This window comes from Deferrivibrio sp. (assembly GCF_055117995.1).
The window spans coordinates 1-20156 of record NZ_JBSQOT010000009.1 but is presented as its reverse complement, the minus strand read 5'-3'; the positions used below and the strand labels follow the sequence as shown (position 1 = coordinate 20156).

The following is a 20156-nucleotide window of genomic DNA, read 5'->3' as shown; positions in this document are numbered from 1 at the left end:
ACTATTTAAAACTACCAATCATCACCTTTTTTTAAGTGCTTATTTTGCTAATTTTTGTATTCAATTTTTGCTGACATCCTGTTTTTTTCAATTACTTCGTCAAGAAGGGCTTTTGTTTTTTCAGAGATAAGAATGTTTTCTATATTCTGTTTTACCTCTTCAAAGCTAAGTTGTTTTTCAGATTTTTTATCGGTTACTTTGAGAATATGATATCCAAATCTTGACTTGAAAGGTTTTGATATTTCGCCTTTGTTCATTTTAAATGCTACCTCTTCAAATTCCGGCACCATTTTGCCCCTCGGGAAAAATCCTAAATCCCCTCCGACTTGAGAGGAGCCATCTTCGGAATATTTTTTTGCTGCCTCTTCAAAATTAAGACCTTTTTTAATTTCATTGTATATTTTGTTAATTTCAGTTTCTGCCTTTTTTTCATCTCTGTCTTTGTTAAACAGAATGATAATGTGAGAAGCCCTGACTTCTTCCTGTTGTTTGAATGAGTCTTTGTTTTTTTCGTAAAACTCCCTGGATTCTTTGTCAGTTACTTTGACTTTTTCAGATGTTTTTTTCACATAATTCTGCAATATAATATTTTTTTTGATATTTTCTTTTATTTGTTGTTCATTCAATCCATTTTCTGCAAGATATTTGTTGTATTCCTGCTCAGATTTAAAATTGCCTTTTATCTTTTTGAAATCCTCTTCGGCAATTGAGTCAAGGTTTTTGGGAGCATTGTTCTGGGCAGTTAAATAAAGTAATTCCCTTTTGATTAAGTTTTCAAGAATACTTTTTTTGAGATTTATAACCTGAGGGTCGTTCATGTTGATACTTGAAGGCATTATCCCCTGCTTTATCAAAATGCTGCCAAATACTCCGTCAACTTCACTGCTGTCTATGTTTATCTTCCCGTTTATTGTGGCAAGGGTCTTTGCAAATAAAGCAGTAGTGAGAGTAAGAAACAATAGTGTTAAAAAAATTTTTTTCATAAATCCTCCGATTGTCTTTATTTTAATTTTAAAACAGTATAGATTATAGATTATAATAGACTTAAAAGCAATTAAAAGGTTCAAAATGAGATATTATAGTTTAAATATGTATTACAAAAAAAAATATGGTGAAAAAGTCAGAAAAATATCTGTTGATGCAGGTTTCACCTGTCCTAACAGGGATGGCAAAAAAGGGGAGGGTGGTTGTATTTACTGTGATGTATCCTCTTTTGTGCATGTCCCCGAGGGGGGGATAAAAAATCAGGTAAAAGAACAAATCAATAAGTCCCAAAGTAAGGGAGTAAATAAATTTTCCGTTTATTTTCAATCTTATTCCAACACTTATGGCGACATTGGTCTGATTGTTGACAGAATAAATGAAGCTTTAATTGATGATAGAATAGTTGAGATTTCAATTGGTACAAGACCTGACGTCATTGAAAATAATAAGCTTGAAGTTTTAAAAGAAAAATTTGGAAAATATAATATTGTTATTGAACTTGGTTTACAGTCAAAACACAATAAAACTTTGGAATTGATAAACAGGGGGCATACTTTTGAAGATTTTGATGATGCAGTTGATAGAATTAAAGCTTATGGATTTGGTGTATGTGCCCATATAATCTTGGGGCTGCCGTATGAAAATGAAAAAATGATGCTTGAAACTGTGAAATATGTTTCAGATAAACACTTAGATTTTGTAAAATTTCATCATTTGCATATCCTGAAAGGGACAAAACTTGAGCAGCTATATATTAAAGGAGATTTTAGTCTGCTGAGCGAGGATGAATATATTTATATCCTTGGAGAAAGTATAAAAATTCTGGATAAAGATACTGTTATTTCAAGGCTTGTAGGGGATTCCCCTAAAAATATTACAGTTGCTCCTGATTGGCCTGAAAGTAAGCTCAGTTTTTTAAACAGATTTAATCAGTACCTTGAATATAAAAATATATGGCAGGGCTGTGGAGGCTAACCTGAAATTTATTGCTACGCTAATATTTGAATATTTTAGTGTTATCTTGACGGTAATTTTGGTTATTATTGTGCTTTCAAACAGGAAAGAAGCAAGGGCTACTCTTGCGTGGGTGCTTTTAATTGTATTTTTACCTTATCTTGGTGCAGTTATATATATAATATTTGGAAATCCGAGATTAAAGATGATTGAGAAAAAAGTTAAAAGGAAAAAAGATATAAGGTATGAAATTGCAAGTGAAGTTACTGATGAGTATAAACTTTGTCTGATAGGTAACCTGGTTACGAAAATAAATGATATAAATCCGCTTCTTTGCGAAAACCTTGAGTTTCTTAACAGTGCGTCAATCAAATATGCAAGGCTTGCTGAGGATATATTGAGCGCAAAAGAGTATATTTTGATGGAATATTATGTTTTTAGGCAGGATGAGACAGGTAAATTTTTTATAAACCTGCTTAATAAAAAATTAAGGGAAGGGGTAAAGGTATATTTACTTTATGACGGTGTTGGTGCTATAGGCCTTTCAATTAAAAATACTTTGAGAGAATTTAAAAAGCTCGGGGGAAAATCTGCGGCATTTTTATCACCTTTCAATGTAAAATTTTTTACAAGGGTAAACTTCAGAAATCATAGAAAAGTTGCGATTATTGATGGAAAAGTGTGTTATATTGGTGGGATTAACATCGGAAATGAATACATTGGAGACCTTTTGAAGGGTTCAGATTGGATAGATGCACATATCAGGTTTTCAGGAGAAGCGGTGGTTGCGGCTCTTGAACTATTTGTAGAGGACTGGTATTTTGCAACCGGTAAGGATATAAGTAATTTTATAAAAAGACCTGAATGGAATATGAAAGGGGACACTTCGATGCACCTTATCCCTTCCGGGCCAGATGAAGAGTCATCTAAAATTTATAATACGATATTTACACTTATAAATGGTGCAAAAAAAAATATAAATATCCTTACCCCTTACCTTGTCCCTGATGAGCCAGTTGTGGAGTTATTAAAATTTGCATCCAATAAGGGGGTAGATATAAATATTATTCTGCCTGGCAAGAATAATCATCCTTTAGTTGCTGCGGCAGGTAGGTCATATTATGAGGATTTGGTCGACAGCGGAATCAAAATTTATGAAACTTCAAATACTATGCTTCATGCAAAAATAATTACTGTAGATGACCGTATTTCTTTGATTGGCTCTGCTAATATAGACAACAGAAGCTTTAAACTTAATTTTGAGCTTAGTGCCCTAATTTATAAAGAGAAATTTACAAGTACAGTTCTTAATTTTATTGAAAGCTATAAAAATGCAAGTGTACTGATTGATAATGAATTTTTAAAAAATAAAAAGTTATATGTCAAAATGTTTGAAAGTGCATGTAGGACTATTTCACCTGTTTTGTAATGCTGTTTTTCTTTTGTATTGTAACAGAAGTGTGTTTGTTGAAAAAATTATTACTGCAACCCATATAAGAATAAATGCATACAGATGATAAATTGTGAATTCTTCCTTGAACAAAAAGACACCTAAAAGAAAATTTATTGTTGGACCAATGTATTGAAGCATCCCAACTGTTGATAAATTAATATTTCTTACTGCTTCTGCGAAGAAAAGAAGAGGCAAGGCTGTAACGATACCGGCACCTGCAAGCATTAATTTATAAAAAATACCAAGGCTTACAAAGTGATTTGAATTATTGTTGAAAAGGATGAAAAAGTAAAAGGTAGCAGGTATAACCAGTATAAATGTTTCAACCTGAAGCCCTATTATAGGCCCGAGATTTGATATTTTTCTAAGACTTCCATAAACCGCAAAACTTATGGCAAGAGTCAGTGCTATCCATGGGAATCTGCCGTATCCAAGTGTAAGTATCATTACGCCGGTAGATGCAACAATAACAGCAAATATTTGTGTATAGGACAAATTTTCTTTGAAAAAGATACTTCCTATTACCACGCTTATCAGGGGATTTATGTAATACCCCAGACTTGTTTCGATAACATAGCCACTGTTTACAGCCCAGATGTATAAAAGCCAGTTGCCACCCACAATAATCCCGCTTAAAAAAGATATTTTTAGGTTTTTAAAGCTCAGTGCTGACGCAAATTCTCTTAATCTTTTCTGAAATATAAGGATGATAAACAAGAAAACAGTTGACCATATTATCCTGTGAATAAGGATTTCAAATGCAGGTATAACCTTGACCAGCTTCCAGTAAAGTGGGAGAAAACCCCAGATAAGAAATGCAAATATAGCTGACAATAGCCCTTTCAGTTTATTGTTCATCTGAAAATCTTTTTGAAGAAGTGTTTGACATCCTCAATTACAATATATAGTGAAGGTACCAGCACAAGAGTAATCATTGTCGCAAAAATGATTCCAAAGCCCAATGAAATAGCCATAGGTATTAAAAACCTTGCCTGTATGGATGTTTCAAAAATCATCGGCATAAGGCCAAAGAAAGTGGTAAGCGTGGTAAGCATAATTGGCCTGAATCTCTGGACACCTGCCTCTACAACCGCTTTGTATGGGTAAACTCCATCTCTAACTTTTCTGTTTGCAAGATCAATTAGTACAAGTGAATCATTAACGACGACTCCTGAAAGGGCAACTATTCCCATAATACTTACAAGACTTAATGAATATCCCATTAAAATGTGGCCTATTATTGCACCTATAATGCCAAAAGGGATGCTTATCATAATAATAGCAGGTTGTATATAACTTTTAAAAGGTATTGCCAGTATGAAATAAATTCCAATCAATGCAAAAATTAGCCCACTGAAGAGTGCATCTGTGCTCTCACGCCTGTCAGCTTCTTTCCCTTCGAGACTATAGGTGAGTCCATGATATTTTTCAGAAAGTATGGGGAATATTTTGTTTTTTATTTCACTTAATATTTCCTGTGTTCTTTTTTGGGGGGTTACATCTGCGGTAACGGTTACTATTCTTTTGTTATCTACACGATTAATCGAAGTATAAGCCCTTGAATATTTGATGTTAGCTATTTCTTTTAAAGGTACTTCTTCACCTGTTGGGGTTTTGATTATCATATTCTCAAAAGTATTGATATTTTCTCTGTCATTTTTACTTAGTCTAACGGTAATTTTTAGTTCGTTTCTTCCTCTTTGCTGTGTAATAGCCTCATTTCCGTAATATCTGCTTCTAAGTTCTCTCGAAATATAGTTAGGTGTTATGCCGAGCATATATGCAAGTGGTTTGAGTGTTATATCAATCTGTTTTTTACCGTGAGTAATACCATCATCAATATCTGAAACAATAGGGTATTCATCAAGGAATTGTGCGAGTTCCTTTGCAGCTTTATTAAGTGTTGATACATCCCTGTGACTGAGTTGTACGCTCAAAGCAGCTCCGGCGCCTGGCCCTCCGAAATCGGAAGCAAATTTCAAATTTTCAAGTCCAGGAATATTACCTATGTGTTTTCTTAATTTCTCGACAAGTTCATATGTGTTTATTGGCCTTACATCCGGAGGAGTGAGGAATATCAGAATCCAGAATGTATTGTTGTTGACATAAGAGAGTTTACCGGTGTAGAGATTCTCTCCACCATTTTCTTTTAATACGGTATCTGACTTATTAAGTATGAAGTCTCTTATTTTAATGGTATCTTCAACCGGGGAATCAAGGGGGAGTGTTCCGCTTATATATGCAAAGTCAGATTCAACTTTTGGAAAAAGTGTAAAGCCAAGTCTACCTGTTTTGACATATGTTAGAAATATAAATAATACACATATTCCCAATATCACCGTAACATATCGATACTTTAAAGCAAGAGTTATTGATGGTCTGTAGATTTTATCAATTAGCCTTACAAATCCTTTACTGAATTTTTCCTGAAAAGCGTTAAAATACTTTAAAATTATATTTTTAGGTTCATTTTTTTGGTGTCCTATATGAGCCGGAAGTATGAAGATAGATTCGATTAAAGATATTGCAAATACTGTTACTACCACTGCCGGAATGTTGACAAATATTTTCCCCATAACACCTGGTATAAAAAACATAGGCATAAAAGTAATTATGTTGGTAAGTACACTAAACACAACAGGGAAGGCTATCTCCTTTGCGCCTTTTATGGCTGCATCCATAAAACTCATCCCATTTTGCCTGTAATAATAGATATTTTCACCTACAACTATAGCATCGTCTACAACGATACCAAGTGAAATAATATAGGCAAAAAGGCTTATCATGTTTATGCTTACATCAATTGAAGGAAGAAAGAGAAATGAGCCTAAGAAGGATATCAGGATACCAAGTGTGACCCAGAATGCTAATCTTAACTCAAGAAATAGGGTCAGAAGAATAAAAACAAGCGCAAGTCCAAAATATCCGTTTTTTAAGAGCAGATTTATTCTTTGTTTGTAAATATCTGATCTGTCATCAGTATAATCAATGTAAATACCTTTGGGAAGCTCCACTTTTAGTCTTTCGATAATCTGTTTTACTTTGTCAGCAACCTGTATTGGTGTTTGTTTTCCAACTCTGTACACTTCTATACCTATGGCAGGCATACCGTTATAGTTTAGATATATATCGTTTTCATAAAAGCTGTCCTGAAATGTTGCCAGATCTTTTAAATATACAATTGTTCCATCTGAATTGTATTTTATAGGTATGTCTTTAAAATCTTCCGCAATGTATTTTTTACCCTTAAAACGCAGGAGTATTTCGCCGCTCTTTGTTTTTATGCTACCTGCAGGGACATCTTTTGAGTTTACTGAAATAGCCGATGCAATGTCATTAATATTGAGGTTGTATTTTCTTAAGTTTTCAATGGGGACGTCTATTTTGATTTCAAGGGGCTTTTCACCTAAAAGCTCTACCATTGTAATATCTTCGTCCTGCAAGAGTTCATCACGAATAAGTTCAGTGTAGTTTCTTAGTGTTTTGTCGTCTACATTGCCATAAACTATTGGAGTAATTACCCTGCTGCTTCTTGAGGGGATTTCAATTATTGGCTTTTCCACATCTTCGGCAAATGTGGAAATCCTGTCAACGGCATTTTTTACATCTTCATAGACTCTTTGCAGTTGTTTGGTTTCCACGACTTCTATACTGATTGTAGCAGAGCCTTCATTCGCAGTTGAGCTCACTTTTTTTATCCCCTCAATATCCTGTATTGCTTCTTCAATGGGGAGTAACACACCTGATTCTACTTCTTCTGGGCTTGCACCCGGATAAGCAACTGTTATTCTCACCTCATCAAGATCAAACTGAGGGAATACTTCCTGTTTGATATTCATAGACATTAAAAAACCGCCAACAAGAAATATAAGCATCAGTATATTTGCAGCTACAGAGTTGTTTGCCATCCAGGCGATGGCACCTTTGACCGGTCTATTTTTGTTCATTATCTAATTTTACCTCTTCAAGCATCAGGCCTTCAATTGCGTTAGGTATGTTTGTAGTGACAATTTTATCGCTGTTAGCGAGACCTGATTCAACATATGAATAGTTTTCATCGCTATAAACAATTTTAACATTACTTATCTTAAGCTTATTGTCTTTGAAAATATAGATTTTATTATTGTCTCTGATATATTCTGTTTTTACTTTGAAGACATTTTTTAATGTTATTCCTTCGAAAACAACTTTTACTTTATTGTTTATTAATAAGGGATTGGATGGATTATCAAAAGGGGATTCAACATTTATTAGCAGTTTTGCAAGAAGCCCGTTTGACTCTGTTTGAGGAATCAACCTGAGAAATTTCCCTTTAAAGACATGTCCATTTTGTTCGTTTAAATTGGTAATTTTTACATATTTTTTGCTTTGATTTTCTATATCAATAAATTTGAGTTTATAATACGGAATACTTGCTTCAATCCATACTTCATTTTTGTTTATCCCTTTAAGAATTGTGGAAGAAGGTGAAACATATGAGCCAAGTGAAGCGTTTTTTTCGGTTACTATAATATCAAATGGAGCAAAAACAGAAGTTTTTTCAAGATTATTTATCGCTGTATTTAGCTCAGCCCTTGCAAGCTCCACTGCTGCTTTTGATTTTAGAAGTTGAGGCTCTCTCAAGGCAATACTTAAATCAGCTGAAGTGTTGTCAAGAATACTGAGGCGCTTTGCTAATTCGAGTTCCTTTTTTGCTACATCGCTGCTTCCAAGTTCAAGCTTGTAATCTGCTTCTGCCTTTTTAAGGCTTGCTTCGGCTTTTAGCACCTGATTTTTGTATTCGGTATCGTCAATTTTTGCTACAAGCTCCCCTTTTTTAATTACATTCCCAGGAATAATTTTATCAGAAATATAAACTATCTTTCCGCTAACCTCAGATGTAAGGGCAAGGGTATCAGAAGCTTTGACAATTCCAAAAGATTCTATAGTAATGGTAAAATTATTTGCAGCAACTTCCTCTGTCTCCACTACAGCTTTCATCTGCTGGGGAGGTTTGCGCTTGGGTTTAGGTTTGCTTGATACGAGATATTTTACTGTTAAGAAAGTTGCCGAAATAATAGCTATTATTAACACAAAGGCAAGTAATCTTTCCCACCAGCTTTTTTTTGGGAGATAACCCAGATTATTGTTTTCCATTTTCTGCTCCGGCTAAAATCTCATTTACTGAATTATCAATCCATTTGCCACCAATGGATTTGTAAAATGCAATTCTGTTTGTAATAATATTATATTTCAAATCTACAAGCTCCTTTTTCTTTGTATAAAGAGATATTTGATCGTTGAGATAAATTGAAAAGTCTGTATCGCCGCTTAAATACCTTTCACGCTGTTTTGTTAAGATTTCTGATATTAATGAAATTTCATTTTTAATATAGTCAACTGACTCATAGTATTTTTTTTCAGTAATAACAGAGTCTGATATTTCACTGTAAGCAGTAAGAAGTGTATTTTTGTAGTCGAATATTTTTTCCTCTAAAATTTTTTTTGTTTTTTCCACCTCGAGTTTTCTTTTTCCTGCATCAAATACAGGTGCAAGGAGGTTTGCTATAAGGTTTAGTGACCAGTTTTCAAAAATGGTATTTATTTCAGTGGAAGAATAAGTGAATGATGATGAGAGTGTCAGGGATGGAAGTCTGTTTGCTTTTGCTGCAGAAACATCCCAGGCAGCAGATTCTATTTGATAATATTTACTTAAAACGTCAGGTCTGTTCATTACCACATCGAAGTTGATTTCATCAAAGTTTATTGGCTTTAACATCAATGTATTGTCTATACCTAAATCTGCGACCTCATTCCCTCCTGTGAGAATTTTTAATTTATTAAAATATATTTGTCTGTTAAGTTTAAGTGCTGTTAGAGAATCTTTTATGTTTTCAATATTTTGTTTTTGTTTTAATACGTCTGTTATTGAGACTGAGCTATTTTTGTATCGCTCAACAAGTACTTTCAAAATTGCTTCGTTTGTATTTAGTTGATCTTCAGTAATTTTTATTTTTTCATTTATGGATATTATGGCAAAGTAGTTTTCAGCAATCTGGGCTGAAAGAGACAAGAGGAGTGTTTTGAGATTTTCTTTTGTTGTAAGATATGAAAATTCTGCGCTTTTTTCTGCAGATTTTATTTTGTTAAAAAGGTCGATTTCGTAGCTCAGGGTTAAACCAAGGGCGTAAGAATCAACTGATGACTCACCGGATTTTTGTGTATCGCTTTTGGTCAATGTAGTGGATGCATTTAAATTAACATTTGGATAGTTTGATGAAGAGCTTTGTTTAAATGTTATATTGGCTTGCTCGAGCCTTTTTATTGCAGACTTTATATCAAAATTTTCTCTAAAAGACATTTCGATGAGATTGTTTAACTTGTTGTCATTAAATACATACCACCAGTTTGTGTCAAATGTTGATATATTATCGGAAGGTTTTTTTATCTCTATATTGGGTTTAAATGAAACACATGAAGTAAAAACAATAAAGATTAAAACAATAGATATTTTCTTCATTATGCACCACGTAATATATGCTGGAGATTTGATATTATATCAAAAGTTCATAAAGTAAAGATAATTAATTTTTAATACAAATTTTAAATAAAAAAAAGCCCCTGTTAAGGGGCCTTTTTAGTCAACCTGTACAAATTTATCTTTGCCAACACCACATACCGGGCATTTATCAGGTACATCATCAATAGCAATGAAGCCACACACTGGGCAGAGATAGATATTATCTGTATCAATATCTTTACCGGCTTTTACTGCCTCAAGAGCTTTGCTGTAAAGTTCAGCATGCACTTTTTCAGCCTTAAGGGCAAAATTGAACATTACTTTTGCCTTGTGGTTATCTTTTTGCGCTTCATCAAACATTGGAGGATACATTTCTGTATATTCATATGTTTCACCATCAATGGCAGCCTGTAAATTTTCTGCGGTTGAGCCAATCATTTCAAGGGCATTTAAGTGCCCTTCGGCGTGTATTCTTTCAGCTTCAGCAGTTGTTTTGAATAGTTTGGCAATGTTCTTAAAACCTTCTTTTTCTGCTTTTTTTGCAAATGCTCTGTACTTTTGGTTAGCCTGGCTTTCACCGGCAAATGCTTCTTTTAGGTTTTCTTTGGTGCTCATTCTCATTCCTCCTTATAAAATTTATTCTGCAGGTGTATTTCCCGAACTTGTAATTTTGCTTCTTTCAATCGATTGCAATGCAAGGTATTTGTCACCAAAATCTTTTAAGTTGTCAAATTCTGTGTCAAATTGATCAAAGTGATTTTCTTCTTCCAATATAATATCTTCAAAAAGTTTTTTTGTTACAGAGTCGCCGTGTTCGGCACATTGTTTTGCAAATTTGTTATAAAGCTCTACAGCTTCTTCTTCCAATTTTGTTGACATTTCAATCATTTTGGTTACGTCAGTAATCTTTTCCACATCTTTGGAAGCTTTCAGTTCCACTTCACCTTTCAAAAACAAAATTCTTTCAGCAAATTTTTCAGCATGGATCATCTCCTGAATTGCTATTTGCTTAAACATTTTTGAAAGCAGGTCATACCCTCTGTCGTCACAGTGAAAGTGAAAATACATGTATTGCTGCAGTGCTCTGACCTCTTCTTGAAGTGCCTGATTTAAAAGCGGTATAGAATTTTTGTGCATAATTACCTCCTTTTTTCTCATAGTATACCATATATTTTTTAAATATGTGAATAAATGTAAGTTCTTAGCTTTATCTTGTCAAGAAAAAATATTTAATAATAAAAATTATTAATTAGTAAAATTATTGACAACTTTTTCTTTATGTTTATTTATATGCTTATGATAAAAAGAGATAGTACTAACCTGTTAAAGAAAAGTAACTTAAAAGTGACTCCTCAAAGGTCAGCGATACTCGAAGTGATACAAAATGAAGGTCATATTGATATCGAACGACTTGTTGAGAAGGTGAAGGGCATAATACCTTCAATTTCTGTTGCAACAATTTACAAAAATTTAAACTCTTTGATTGAAAGCAATATAGTGTCAGAATTGCCCTTGCCAGGAAGAAAAAAAATGTATGAAATCACTCATAATAAACACATTCACTTTGTTTGCAAAAATTGCAACTCTCTTGAGGATATTGAAGTTGATAGTTTGGAATTTGTTAAAATTTTTCAAAGCAAATTTGCACCCAATATTGATGATTTCGATGTAACTCTTTATGGCATCTGTAAAAAATGCCAAAACAAATAATATTATAAAATTTCCGGTGAAGGTTTATAGAAAAAATACCCTTGTGAAAAGTCAATCCCTAAATCCACAACCTTGCTGAAAATTTCGGCGCTTGAAACGTATTCGGCAATGGTTTTACATCCCAATGTCTTTGCTATTTCGTGTATATTTTTAACTATCTGCATGTTGTTAAAATCTGTATGTATATTTTTAATTATAGAACCATCGATTTTTATATAATCAATTTGTATTGAGATTAATTTGCTAAAATTGGAAAATCCTGAGCCAAAATCATCAAGGGAGATTTTAAAACCTATTTCTTTTAATTTATTGATTTCACTTTCAAGAAGATAAAAATCCTCGCTTTCCACAAGCTCCAAAGTTATTGTATTTGCATCTATATGATACTCATCTAACTTTTTTGTCAAAAAACTTGCAATGTCTGCTTTTATATCTTGAGGGGTAAGGTTTATTGCAACCTGAATATTTTTGTCTTTAATAACTTTCAAGACTTCATTAATCATTATTTTTGTAAGCTCTTTGATTTCACCTGTATCTGTGGCAATGTTCATAAATTTATCAGGGGAGTAAATTTTATCATTAACAGAAATCCTCATTAATGCCTCATATTTATCAATTGCTTGAGAGTGATTGTTAATAATTGGCTGAAAAAATGGGATAATTTTACAATGTTTGTTTTTGGGAAGATTTTTAAATGTAAGCATCCAGAATCTGTTTTCTTTATATCTTTTTTCGATATCATTGATTTGGCTGTAAAGAAGGATATCAAGATTGGTTTTTTTCGCCTCAAGAAGGGCGATTTCTGCCATCTTTAGCTGAGCAAATGGATAGTTTTCATCTTTTAATTCAAGGTCTTCACAGGTAGCAATACCCATTCTGATATCAACAGGAATATCTAATTTATCTATTTTTATATTTTTTTCATTTAATTTCTTAAAAATATCATAATAAAAGTCGTTGCTTAGATTGCAATTAACCCCTATTGAATCATAAATTACAAATACATTTCCATATAATCTATAAAATCGGAAATTTTCTGAAAGCTCGCTCTTTAGTAATTTCGAAAATTCTACAAGAAACTTATCCCCTATATCATAGCCGTAAAGAGAATTGATCTGACGCATGGATTTTATGTCGGTAAGAATTATAATTGTTTTATTATAAATTAGCTCAAGCATATCTTTTATGAGCTTATTCTTGTTGGGCAGGCGAGTAAGTTCGTCAAAGTTTGCAGCAATTTCAAGTTGATTTTGTTTGTTTTTTAGTTCTGTAATATCAAAAAGATAAATTAGATATATTTCTTCATCGTTTAAAAAGTTACCTATTAACTTGTAATATTTGTTATCTCTGCCAAAAAATTCTATATCTATTTTCTGATTGTTCAATCGGCACTCAGCGATAAATCGCATATATTTTTTATATAATGAAATATTTTATCTGCAGCGTTGTTTTTGTATATTACTTCTCCTTTTTTATCGGAGAGCATAACAGGCTCAGGGTTATATTCGGGGAGGAATTTTAGTTTGTCTATCATAGCCTAAAGTATCATTTTTTGGGGAATATTTCAAGAATTAAACTTCTGGGGAGACTTACAAAAGCTGAAAGGCGACGCCCGGAATTGAACCGGGGTAAGCGATTTTGCAGACCGCTGCCTAACCACTCGGCCACGTCGCCAAAACTGAGGTTGTATGTATAAAATCAAATTATAAGAAAATCAAGAGTTTTTTTGAAAAAATTAGACTGAAATTTTTGCAAAAAATTTGTTGACAAACAAAATCTATTTTTATATATATTCACTCCCAAGTGGTTGCGGGTGTAGCTCAGTTGGTAGAGCGCGACCTTGCCAAGGTTGAGGTCGCCGGTTCGAGTCCGGTCACCCGCTTTTTGTACACATTTCATACACCTTCATATTCCTTCATATTCTGTTATTTATCAACTATTTATGCTATTTCGAGCAGTTTTCCTATTGTCAGAAAAAACCTTTTTTTTACTCCAAAACGAGTAAAAAAACGAGTAAAAACACGTTTTTGGTATGTCTTTACTCGTTTTTGCAAAGAAGTATCTTATTGACAGTAAGTTATAAGATATTTTTTTTCGTTTTGACGCTGAAACTTTACTCGCCGGTATTTTATAAAAAAATACGAGGTGTAGTTATGGCAAAAAAGAATATGTCAGAACGAGAAATTATGAGACTAAAAGCAGGTACTGTCATCAAAAAGTACAGAGTGTCAGACAGATTTGCCGATAGATCCTACATCCAGAAATTAGAACTCTTATATATACTACTAATCCTATAGAAAGTTTTAATAGTAAATTGAAAAAGGTCAGTAAAAATAGGGGTGTATTTCCTACAGAAGAATCATTGTTTAAATTACTATATTTAGCTATAAATGATATATCACAAAAATGGAATGGCAGAATAAAAGATTGGTCGAAAATTTACCCGCAACTATATATTTACTTTCAGGAAAGGATTGACAGGTTTACAAATGGTTAATATCATAAATAACAAAATTGGGATTTACACAAAAAACGTTACAGGGTCCTCCGTTACGGTCACGAGGTGTGTCTAACTCAAATTTACCAGATGAACTCTTTATTGTCTTTGTATTATAACCGTTGCGACGATTGCTTCTTCCTGAATCATGCTCCTGATTAAGATGGCTATTTATCTCTGCTTCAAGAGCTGTTTCTACCAACTCTTTAATCAATGGTGTCAATATCCCATCTTTGCCTGTTAATTTCTTGCCTGAAAGTAATTCTTGTACCGCTTTTTCAAAATTAAATCCTTTTTCCATGTCAAGGCTCCTTGTAATTTATTCTCTATTATAACACCTTGACACGAAATTATGAACGGTCTCAACTGTAACAGAAAAAATAGTAATTTATGATAAAAAAGGCATGCATATGCATGCCTTTTTTCTTTTGTGATTAATTTAGTTTCTTTATCAAATTTTCTGCAAGTTCTTGGTTATGAGGCAAAATAGCTTTTATCCTATTCAATTTTTCTAATTTATTTTTATCTTCTTTGAATTTGATTTTGAGAGTATGAATTTTTGCGTATAAAAGGTTATATTTATTTAGCTGGTTTTCATATTTATTTTCATCAAAAGGTATGGAAAAATCAATCCCTTTTATATTCCAAGCATCTTTAACATAATTAAATGGTGCAAAATCATCTATGTGTCTACTTTCTACTGGAACAATTTCACTGTATTTAAAATCGCCAAATTCCATCCCATTTTTACCAGCCTTTATAATATAAGAGCCATAGAAAGGTTTTTTTACATCTGTTTTCACAGTGTAGGCAAACCAACTTGTTGCAATTTGCTCATGGCTTGAGTGACAACTGTTGCAATTTCTCCCTTTACCTATTCCGTGTGACATTTTATCCATTTGAATCCAGGCAAGCATATTATCATTATTCTTTAATCCTTTGAACAGCCCTGTGATTATATACATGTCATTTACTTCATCAGGATTTCGTTCAATAACAAATTCCTTGGGTTCACCAATTTCTGTTTTACCTTCTACTATAGTTTTATTGATTTTTCTGACCATCAGTCCGGTTTTTTCTACATTGCCATTAATGTTCATAACAGCCATAGGGTATGGTTTTACAGGTATCCATTTTCCAGTAGCTGGATGCTTAACTAAAGTTGGCATACTTCTCACGCCATAGTACTCTTTATGTTTTGTAAAGTAATTGAACTGTCCTTCAGAAATACCAGGACCCCAAAAAGTAAACTGATAAGCACCTACTTCCTGAATATGGCAGGATGAGCAGTCAACATTTTTATGATTGTTGCTTGTTTTTACTGCTTCAACAATTTCAGCGTGGCACTTTGAACACGACTCTTTGGCATCATTTGAAGCCAGATGACCAAAACTATGATTTTTCATCTTATGGCAATCTGTACAATTTATATTATTTTTAGAATGAACATCAGCTGGCAATTCTCCGTATGGAAAAGCAAATTCTTCACGCAAATACCCGGCTCCTCTTCTTCGATCCATAGGCCCAGCATGACAAATTGTACCTTTTCCGCTACCGTAACAGCTTAAATTCTCAACTTTCTTGGTAAAGAGGTGTCTGGCATTTGATTTTTTAAAGCCTTCGTAATGGCAGTCATTACAACTTGCATGACATTTATTACAACCTCTATTTAAACCATCATTCATCAATTTAGTAAAATCTTTTGTACACTCACCTTTTATTTTGTTGAAGTTATCACCCCACCAAACACCACAGTTTTGTGGTCCGGGAGGGTTTTTAGTCCAATTTGTAAATGCTCTCTGATATTTATTTAACCCCTTTCCTGATTTATTGTAACCTTCTGTTTCATTTTCATGACATTTTCCGCATGTTTCTTTAGCTATTTTAGGTGAATAGGCGAATGTTTTTGGGTCGTGATCGTGGTAGAAAAGTTGCATTAATTTTTTAATTCCATATTTTTGTTCAGCTTCCTTGGTAGGTTTTCTAAGCAAAAGCTTTGTTCTATCTTCACCTTTAGGTTGTATGGGAGCATAATTTGTTACTTCCCTTCCTATAGCCTCATATTTATGTTCTTTTCCAATGGCAGCGTAAAATGGTTTTGGCATACCTTTGTGAGCTTCATCTTTATCCATTGTCTGATTGTTACCAAGGTGACAGTCAACACAAGTAGGAGCTCCCTCCATGTTGACTTCTTTATCTACCTCTGCTGGGTCAAGATACATTTGGGGAAAACCAAGTTTTTCTAATAATTTTTTGTCTGAATGACATTTTACACAGGTAGAATCTAGATCATACCCATATGATAAAACTGCAGAAAATAATAAAAATAATGATAATAGTAAATACTTCTTCATATAATTGCCTCCTGATAGAATTATTTCATTTTTAATAAACAAAAAGAATGCCATTTGGCATTAAATTACAAAAGTTAAAAAACTAATTCTAACAATTGGATACAGACTAACAGTTTTGATTGTTTTAGTGTTGTGTTGAAAATTGCAAATTTTGTGTTGCAAATTACAACACAGGAAAAGGTTTTATAAAATTTCGTATTCTTTTAGTTTTCTATAAAGAGTAGATCTATCTATTTTAAGTATTTCAGATGCTTTCTTTTTGTCGAAATTAGTATGACGCAGCACTTTTAGTATATGTTCTTTTATGACCTCATCAATACTTTTTAATTCGTTATTGGAGAAACATTTTTCGACAACGATTGATGAGTCGGTAATATATGGGCCTGTTTCAATGATCATTGCTCTTTCTATTAAATTCGAAAGTTCTCTAATATTACCTGCAAAGTTATATGATAACAAAATATCTTTTGCTTTATCGGTAAAATCAATTATTTTCTTGTTAAGATATTTATATTTTTCTAAAAAGTAATAAGCTAAAGGCATTATATCATCTTTTCTTTTTCTTAATGGTGGTAATTCTATATTAATCACATTTAATCTATAGTATAAGTCTTGTCGGAATTCATTTTTTTCTATTAACTCATTCAATCTTTTGTTTGTAGCAGCTATTATTCTTACATCACTTCTTTCCGGGAATTCTGATCCAAGTGGATAAAATTCTTTAGTCTCTATAAAACGTAGTAACTTAGCTTGAATATTTAAAGGGATTTCTCCAATTTCATCAAGAAAAAGTGTGCCACCGTTAGCTAATGCAATTAAACCTTTTTTATTTTTATCAGCACCAGTGAAAGCTCCTTTTTTATAACCGAATAGTTCACTTTCAAAGACGGTTTCTTGCAAATTTGCACAGTTAATGGAAATTAAAGGTTTTACATTTCTTGGACTGTTTTCATGAATAAATTTAGCTACTAATTCTTTTCCTGTTCCAGACTCACCATTAATTAAAACTGTAGAGTCTGAATATGCAACTTTTTTGGCTAAATTTAAAATATCTTGCATTACCTTAGAAACAAAAATAATTTTGTTTTCTTTATCTTGAAAATTTATTTTTTGTCTAATATTGATAGTATCTTCGATCTGCCTTAATTTTATTTTTAAAACTTCTGTATCAATTGGTTTTAACATATAATCAAAAGCACCTAATTTAATCGCTTCAACAGCTTCTTCTATAGTTCCGTAACCAGTAATTAAAAGAATATATGTGTCATTTGATATTTTTTTTATTTTTTCTAAAAGTTCCATCCCTGATATTTTAGGAAGTTTAATATCAGAAATCACAACATCTACAAAATTTTCTTCAATGTAAAGTAATGCCATTTCAGGATCAGAAAATCCTTTGATATTAAATTGATCATTTAAACTGCGAACCAGGGTATTGTTTAAAACTTTATTATCTTCAATTAAAACTATCTTCATAAACCTTAAACCTTATTATAAATTTTGTACCAATTCCTTTCTTAGACTCAACATCTATCATTCCCTTATGATCATTAATTATTTTGTAAACCAAAGAGAGGCCTAATCCCATCCCTTTATCTGGAGACTTTGTAGTGTAAAACGGATTAAATATTTCACCCAATATCGATTCATCAATACCCTCACCATTGTCTTCTATTTCTAATATTATCATATTATTATTTCTTTTTAAATTAATATTTATTTTTCCGCACTCTTTAACTGCGTCAATGGAATTTAATACAATATTAAGTATTGCTTGTTGAATTAATGTGCGATTTCCTGTGATTTTGCAACTTTCTAATTTCATTTTAAAATTTATTTTGCTGAAATCTTTCTGCAAATAAATTACTATTTTTTCAATAACATCTTTAAGATCAATTACATCTCTAATATCGCTACTTCTATATTTTGGATCTAATAATTTTAGATTGTATATTATTTCTACGCATTTTTTTGCTTCCTCTTTAATTGCTTTTATATCTTCAATATTTATGGTGCCAGTATTATTAAAATTTTTTAACAGAAGGTCACAAAGTAGCAGTATTGAATTTAATGGAGAATTAAGTTCATGGCTAATTCCTGCAGATAATAACCCAATGGAACTAAGTCTATTTAAAAGTTCCATTTTTTTTTGCTTATCTTGAATTTCACATATATACCCTCTTAATGATTGAGCCATATTTTGAATTGAATCTGCAATTTCTTTTAATTCTTTGTCCATATTAGAGGTATTAATTTTATAATCTAAATTACCAGAGCCAAAAATATTCAATGCGTTTTTTATATATTTTATTGGTTTTAAAAATTTGGAACTAAATATTAATGAAACTAAAATACTAAGGAAAATTGAAAAAGATAGAATAGAAAATAGATTTCTTTTCAAAACATTTAATATATTAAAATAATACGAAGAATAAAGGACTGTACATACTATCCATTTTTGATTTTTATCTTTATAAGGATATATTGAGTCAAAAGCCATTATATTATCATTAATATTTATGATACCAGATTCATTATTTTTAATAATTTGAAAGTATTTGTCTCCATAAATATTTTGAAAATAATATTTTGTGTTGTATTGGTTTGCAAATTCATAATATTTGTTTTTATGGAATAAAAATATACCATTTCTATCATTATCTTTTAAATTAACTTCAACTAAAAAAGCAAAACCTATTTCAGGTTTTATTTTACTTATGAATTCCCCAATTTTTAATCCCCAAAAGTTAATAATTAAATAACCATATCTTTGATTATTTATATATATAGGAAACATTGTTCTTATCATTGCAGGACAAAATTTTGTTGTTTCAGGAAGTTTTCCTCTTTCAAAATTAGATAATAAAACAGTCTCTCCTTTAGATTCCAAAATCTTTTTAAAAAAATTTTTTTGAGAGATATTTATGGATGAAAACTCTTGCAACCTAGAAAGTATCTTACCTTCTCTGATAAAAATTTTAATATTACCTTCTAAATCAGTAATTCTTAAAGCCTGGATTAGCCCTATATGATTGTTATAGTTTAATAATTTATCTTCAATGTATTTTTTATTTTTATAATTATCTTTCAAGTATGTTTTTATAGCATCATCCTTGGCGATAAGGTATGTAATATCTTTAATGTGATTCAAAAAGGCGTTAATTGATTTCTTTGACTCAGAAGTGAGTATTTTTGCTTGATTATTTATTTCGTATTCTATTATTTCTCCTGAATGATAGTAATTAAAATATGTAGATAGCAACAAAATTACAGTAATTAATGTGATTATATAAAGAGCTAATTTTATTTTCATTATATTTATTAAATGATAATTTCGTTAAAATGTCAATTTTAGTCTACTGTAGTCTCTCCGTTTTTTCATATAATAAGGCATAGTGAACTTTTTGGTAATAGGAAATCTTCTATTGTCAGCTGCTTTGGCTTTTTTTCTTTCACAGCCTGTGCAAAAATAAAATATTAATTCCAGAGATAGCTGTAAATAAAATGTTTAACGTTTTATCTCTAAGATGCCCCCTTTTGTCAAGACTTTTTTTACTCTGCCATCACCCCATTTTTTGCACCTTTAAGCCACAAGTAAACTTTTCTTTCTTCTCATTTTTCCTAACTCATTAATCCGCTGTCTTTTTTCCTCAATCTTAAAATAATAATCTAATTTAAAGTAACACACCTTATCCGATTCATAAA

At 31.9% G+C, this 20156-nt stretch carries 15 protein-coding genes, 2 tRNA genes and 2 pseudogenes; 5 read left to right on the top strand and 14 right to left on the bottom strand.

Annotation, left to right across the window (positions count from 1 at the left end; genetic code table 11):
* Nucleotides 1-47: 47 nt before the first annotated feature.
* The gene (locus tag ACTCAF_RS04140; RefSeq protein WP_463062033.1) at nt 48-983 is read right to left on the bottom strand and encodes a peptidylprolyl isomerase; all 936 of its coding nucleotides are present in this window, start codon (nt 981-983) and stop codon (nt 48-50) included.
* Nucleotides 984-1068: 85 nt separating this feature from the next.
* Here ACTCAF_RS04140 and mnmL point away from each other — a divergent pair, with 85 nt between their 5' ends.
* Together mnmL and cls are read left to right on the top strand one after the other, a co-directional pair.
* The gene (gene mnmL / locus ACTCAF_RS04135; protein ID WP_463062032.1) at nt 1069-1959 is read left to right on the top strand and encodes a tRNA modification radical SAM protein MnmL/YtqA; all 891 of its coding nucleotides are present in this window, start codon (nt 1069-1071) and stop codon (nt 1957-1959) included.
* On the top strand, nt 1922-3367 hold the full coding sequence (gene cls, locus ACTCAF_RS04130; protein ID WP_463062031.1) for a cardiolipin synthase: 1446 nt from the start codon (nt 1922-1924) through the stop codon (nt 3365-3367). The genes mnmL and cls overlap by 38 nt, the downstream gene beginning before the upstream one ends.
* Here cls and rarD read toward each other — a convergent pair.
* From rarD to ACTCAF_RS04100, 6 genes are all read right to left on the bottom strand, one after another.
* Complete coding sequence (gene rarD / locus ACTCAF_RS04125) at nt 3353-4249, bottom strand: EamA family transporter RarD (RefSeq protein ID WP_463062030.1); 897 nt, start codon at nt 4247-4249, stop codon at nt 3353-3355. The genes cls and rarD overlap by 15 nt on opposite strands.
* Nucleotides 4246-7338 (bottom strand): efflux RND transporter permease subunit, encoded by a 3093-nt coding sequence (locus ACTCAF_RS04120; RefSeq protein ID WP_463062029.1) that lies wholly within the window; start codon nt 7336-7338, stop codon nt 4246-4248. Before ACTCAF_RS04120 ends, rarD begins: the two co-directional genes overlap by 4 nt.
* Nucleotides 7325-8527, bottom strand: coding sequence for an efflux RND transporter periplasmic adaptor subunit (locus ACTCAF_RS04115; RefSeq protein ID WP_463062028.1), 1203 nt, complete (start codon nt 8525-8527; stop codon nt 7325-7327). Before ACTCAF_RS04115 ends, ACTCAF_RS04120 begins: the two co-directional genes overlap by 14 nt.
* Nucleotides 8514-9890 (bottom strand): TolC family protein, encoded by a 1377-nt coding sequence (locus tag ACTCAF_RS04110; RefSeq protein WP_463062027.1) that lies wholly within the window; start codon nt 9888-9890, stop codon nt 8514-8516. The genes ACTCAF_RS04115 and ACTCAF_RS04110 overlap by 14 nt, the downstream gene beginning before the upstream one ends.
* Nucleotides 9891-10007: 117 nt before the next feature.
* Nucleotides 10008-10505: a rubrerythrin family protein gene (locus tag ACTCAF_RS04105; protein WP_463062026.1), complete on the bottom strand. Its 498-nt coding sequence runs from the start codon at nt 10503-10505 to the stop codon at nt 10008-10010.
* Nucleotides 10506-10526: 21 nt separating this feature from the next.
* The gene (locus ACTCAF_RS04100; protein ID WP_463062025.1) at nt 10527-11027 is read right to left on the bottom strand and encodes a bacterioferritin; all 501 of its coding nucleotides are present in this window, start codon (nt 11025-11027) and stop codon (nt 10527-10529) included.
* A 159-nt stretch (nt 11028-11186) separates the two neighbouring features.
* On the opposite strand from ACTCAF_RS04100, the gene ACTCAF_RS04095 reads away from it, so the two are divergent.
* Complete coding sequence (locus ACTCAF_RS04095; protein ID WP_463062024.1) at nt 11187-11600, top strand: Fur family transcriptional regulator; 414 nt, start codon at nt 11187-11189, stop codon at nt 11598-11600.
* A gap of 2 nt (nt 11601-11602) precedes the next feature.
* Here the strand turns inward: ACTCAF_RS04095 and ACTCAF_RS04090 are convergent, their stop codons facing one another.
* From ACTCAF_RS04090 to ACTCAF_RS04080, 3 genes are all read right to left on the bottom strand, one after another.
* Nucleotides 11603-12985, bottom strand: coding sequence for an EAL domain-containing protein (locus tag ACTCAF_RS04090; protein ID WP_463062023.1), 1383 nt, complete (start codon nt 12983-12985; stop codon nt 11603-11605).
* Nucleotides 12982-13134: a hypothetical protein gene (locus tag ACTCAF_RS04085; protein WP_463062022.1), complete on the bottom strand. Its 153-nt coding sequence runs from the start codon at nt 13132-13134 to the stop codon at nt 12982-12984. The genes ACTCAF_RS04090 and ACTCAF_RS04085 overlap by 4 nt, the downstream gene beginning before the upstream one ends.
* Before the next feature lie 69 nt (nt 13135-13203).
* Nucleotides 13204-13274, bottom strand: a tRNA-Cys gene (locus tag ACTCAF_RS04080).
* 135 nt (nt 13275-13409) lie between these two features.
* Between ACTCAF_RS04080 and ACTCAF_RS04075 the strand changes: the two genes are divergently transcribed.
* Both ACTCAF_RS04075 and ACTCAF_RS04070 read left to right on the top strand, forming a co-directional pair.
* Nucleotides 13410-13482: transfer RNA gene (locus ACTCAF_RS04075), tRNA-Gly, on the top strand.
* A 378-nt stretch (nt 13483-13860) separates the two neighbouring features.
* A pseudogene (locus ACTCAF_RS04070) lies at nt 13861-14097 on the top strand (transposase); the annotation flags it as partial.
* Between the two features lie 49 nt (nt 14098-14146).
* On the opposite strand, the pseudogene ACTCAF_RS04065 reads toward ACTCAF_RS04070, so the two are convergent.
* The 4 genes and pseudogenes from ACTCAF_RS04065 to ACTCAF_RS04050 all read right to left on the bottom strand — a co-directional run.
* Nucleotides 14147-14398: pseudogene (locus ACTCAF_RS04065) on the bottom strand (transposase); the annotation flags it as partial.
* Between the two features lie 133 nt (nt 14399-14531).
* Nucleotides 14532-16451 carry a cytochrome c3 family protein gene (locus ACTCAF_RS04060; RefSeq protein WP_463062021.1) on the bottom strand — a complete coding sequence of 640 codons (1920 nt, stop codon included), beginning with the start codon at nt 16449-16451 and terminating at the stop codon, nt 14532-14534.
* 183 nt (nt 16452-16634) lie between these two features.
* On the bottom strand, nt 16635-17927 hold the full coding sequence (locus ACTCAF_RS04055) for a sigma-54-dependent transcriptional regulator (RefSeq protein WP_463062020.1): 1293 nt from the start codon (nt 17925-17927) through the stop codon (nt 16635-16637).
* Entirely contained in the window at nt 17908-19764 is a 1857-nt protein-coding gene (locus tag ACTCAF_RS04050; RefSeq protein WP_463062019.1) for an ATP-binding protein, read from the bottom strand. Before ACTCAF_RS04050 ends, ACTCAF_RS04055 begins: the two co-directional genes overlap by 20 nt.
* Between the last annotated feature and the right edge of the window lie 392 nt (nt 19765-20156).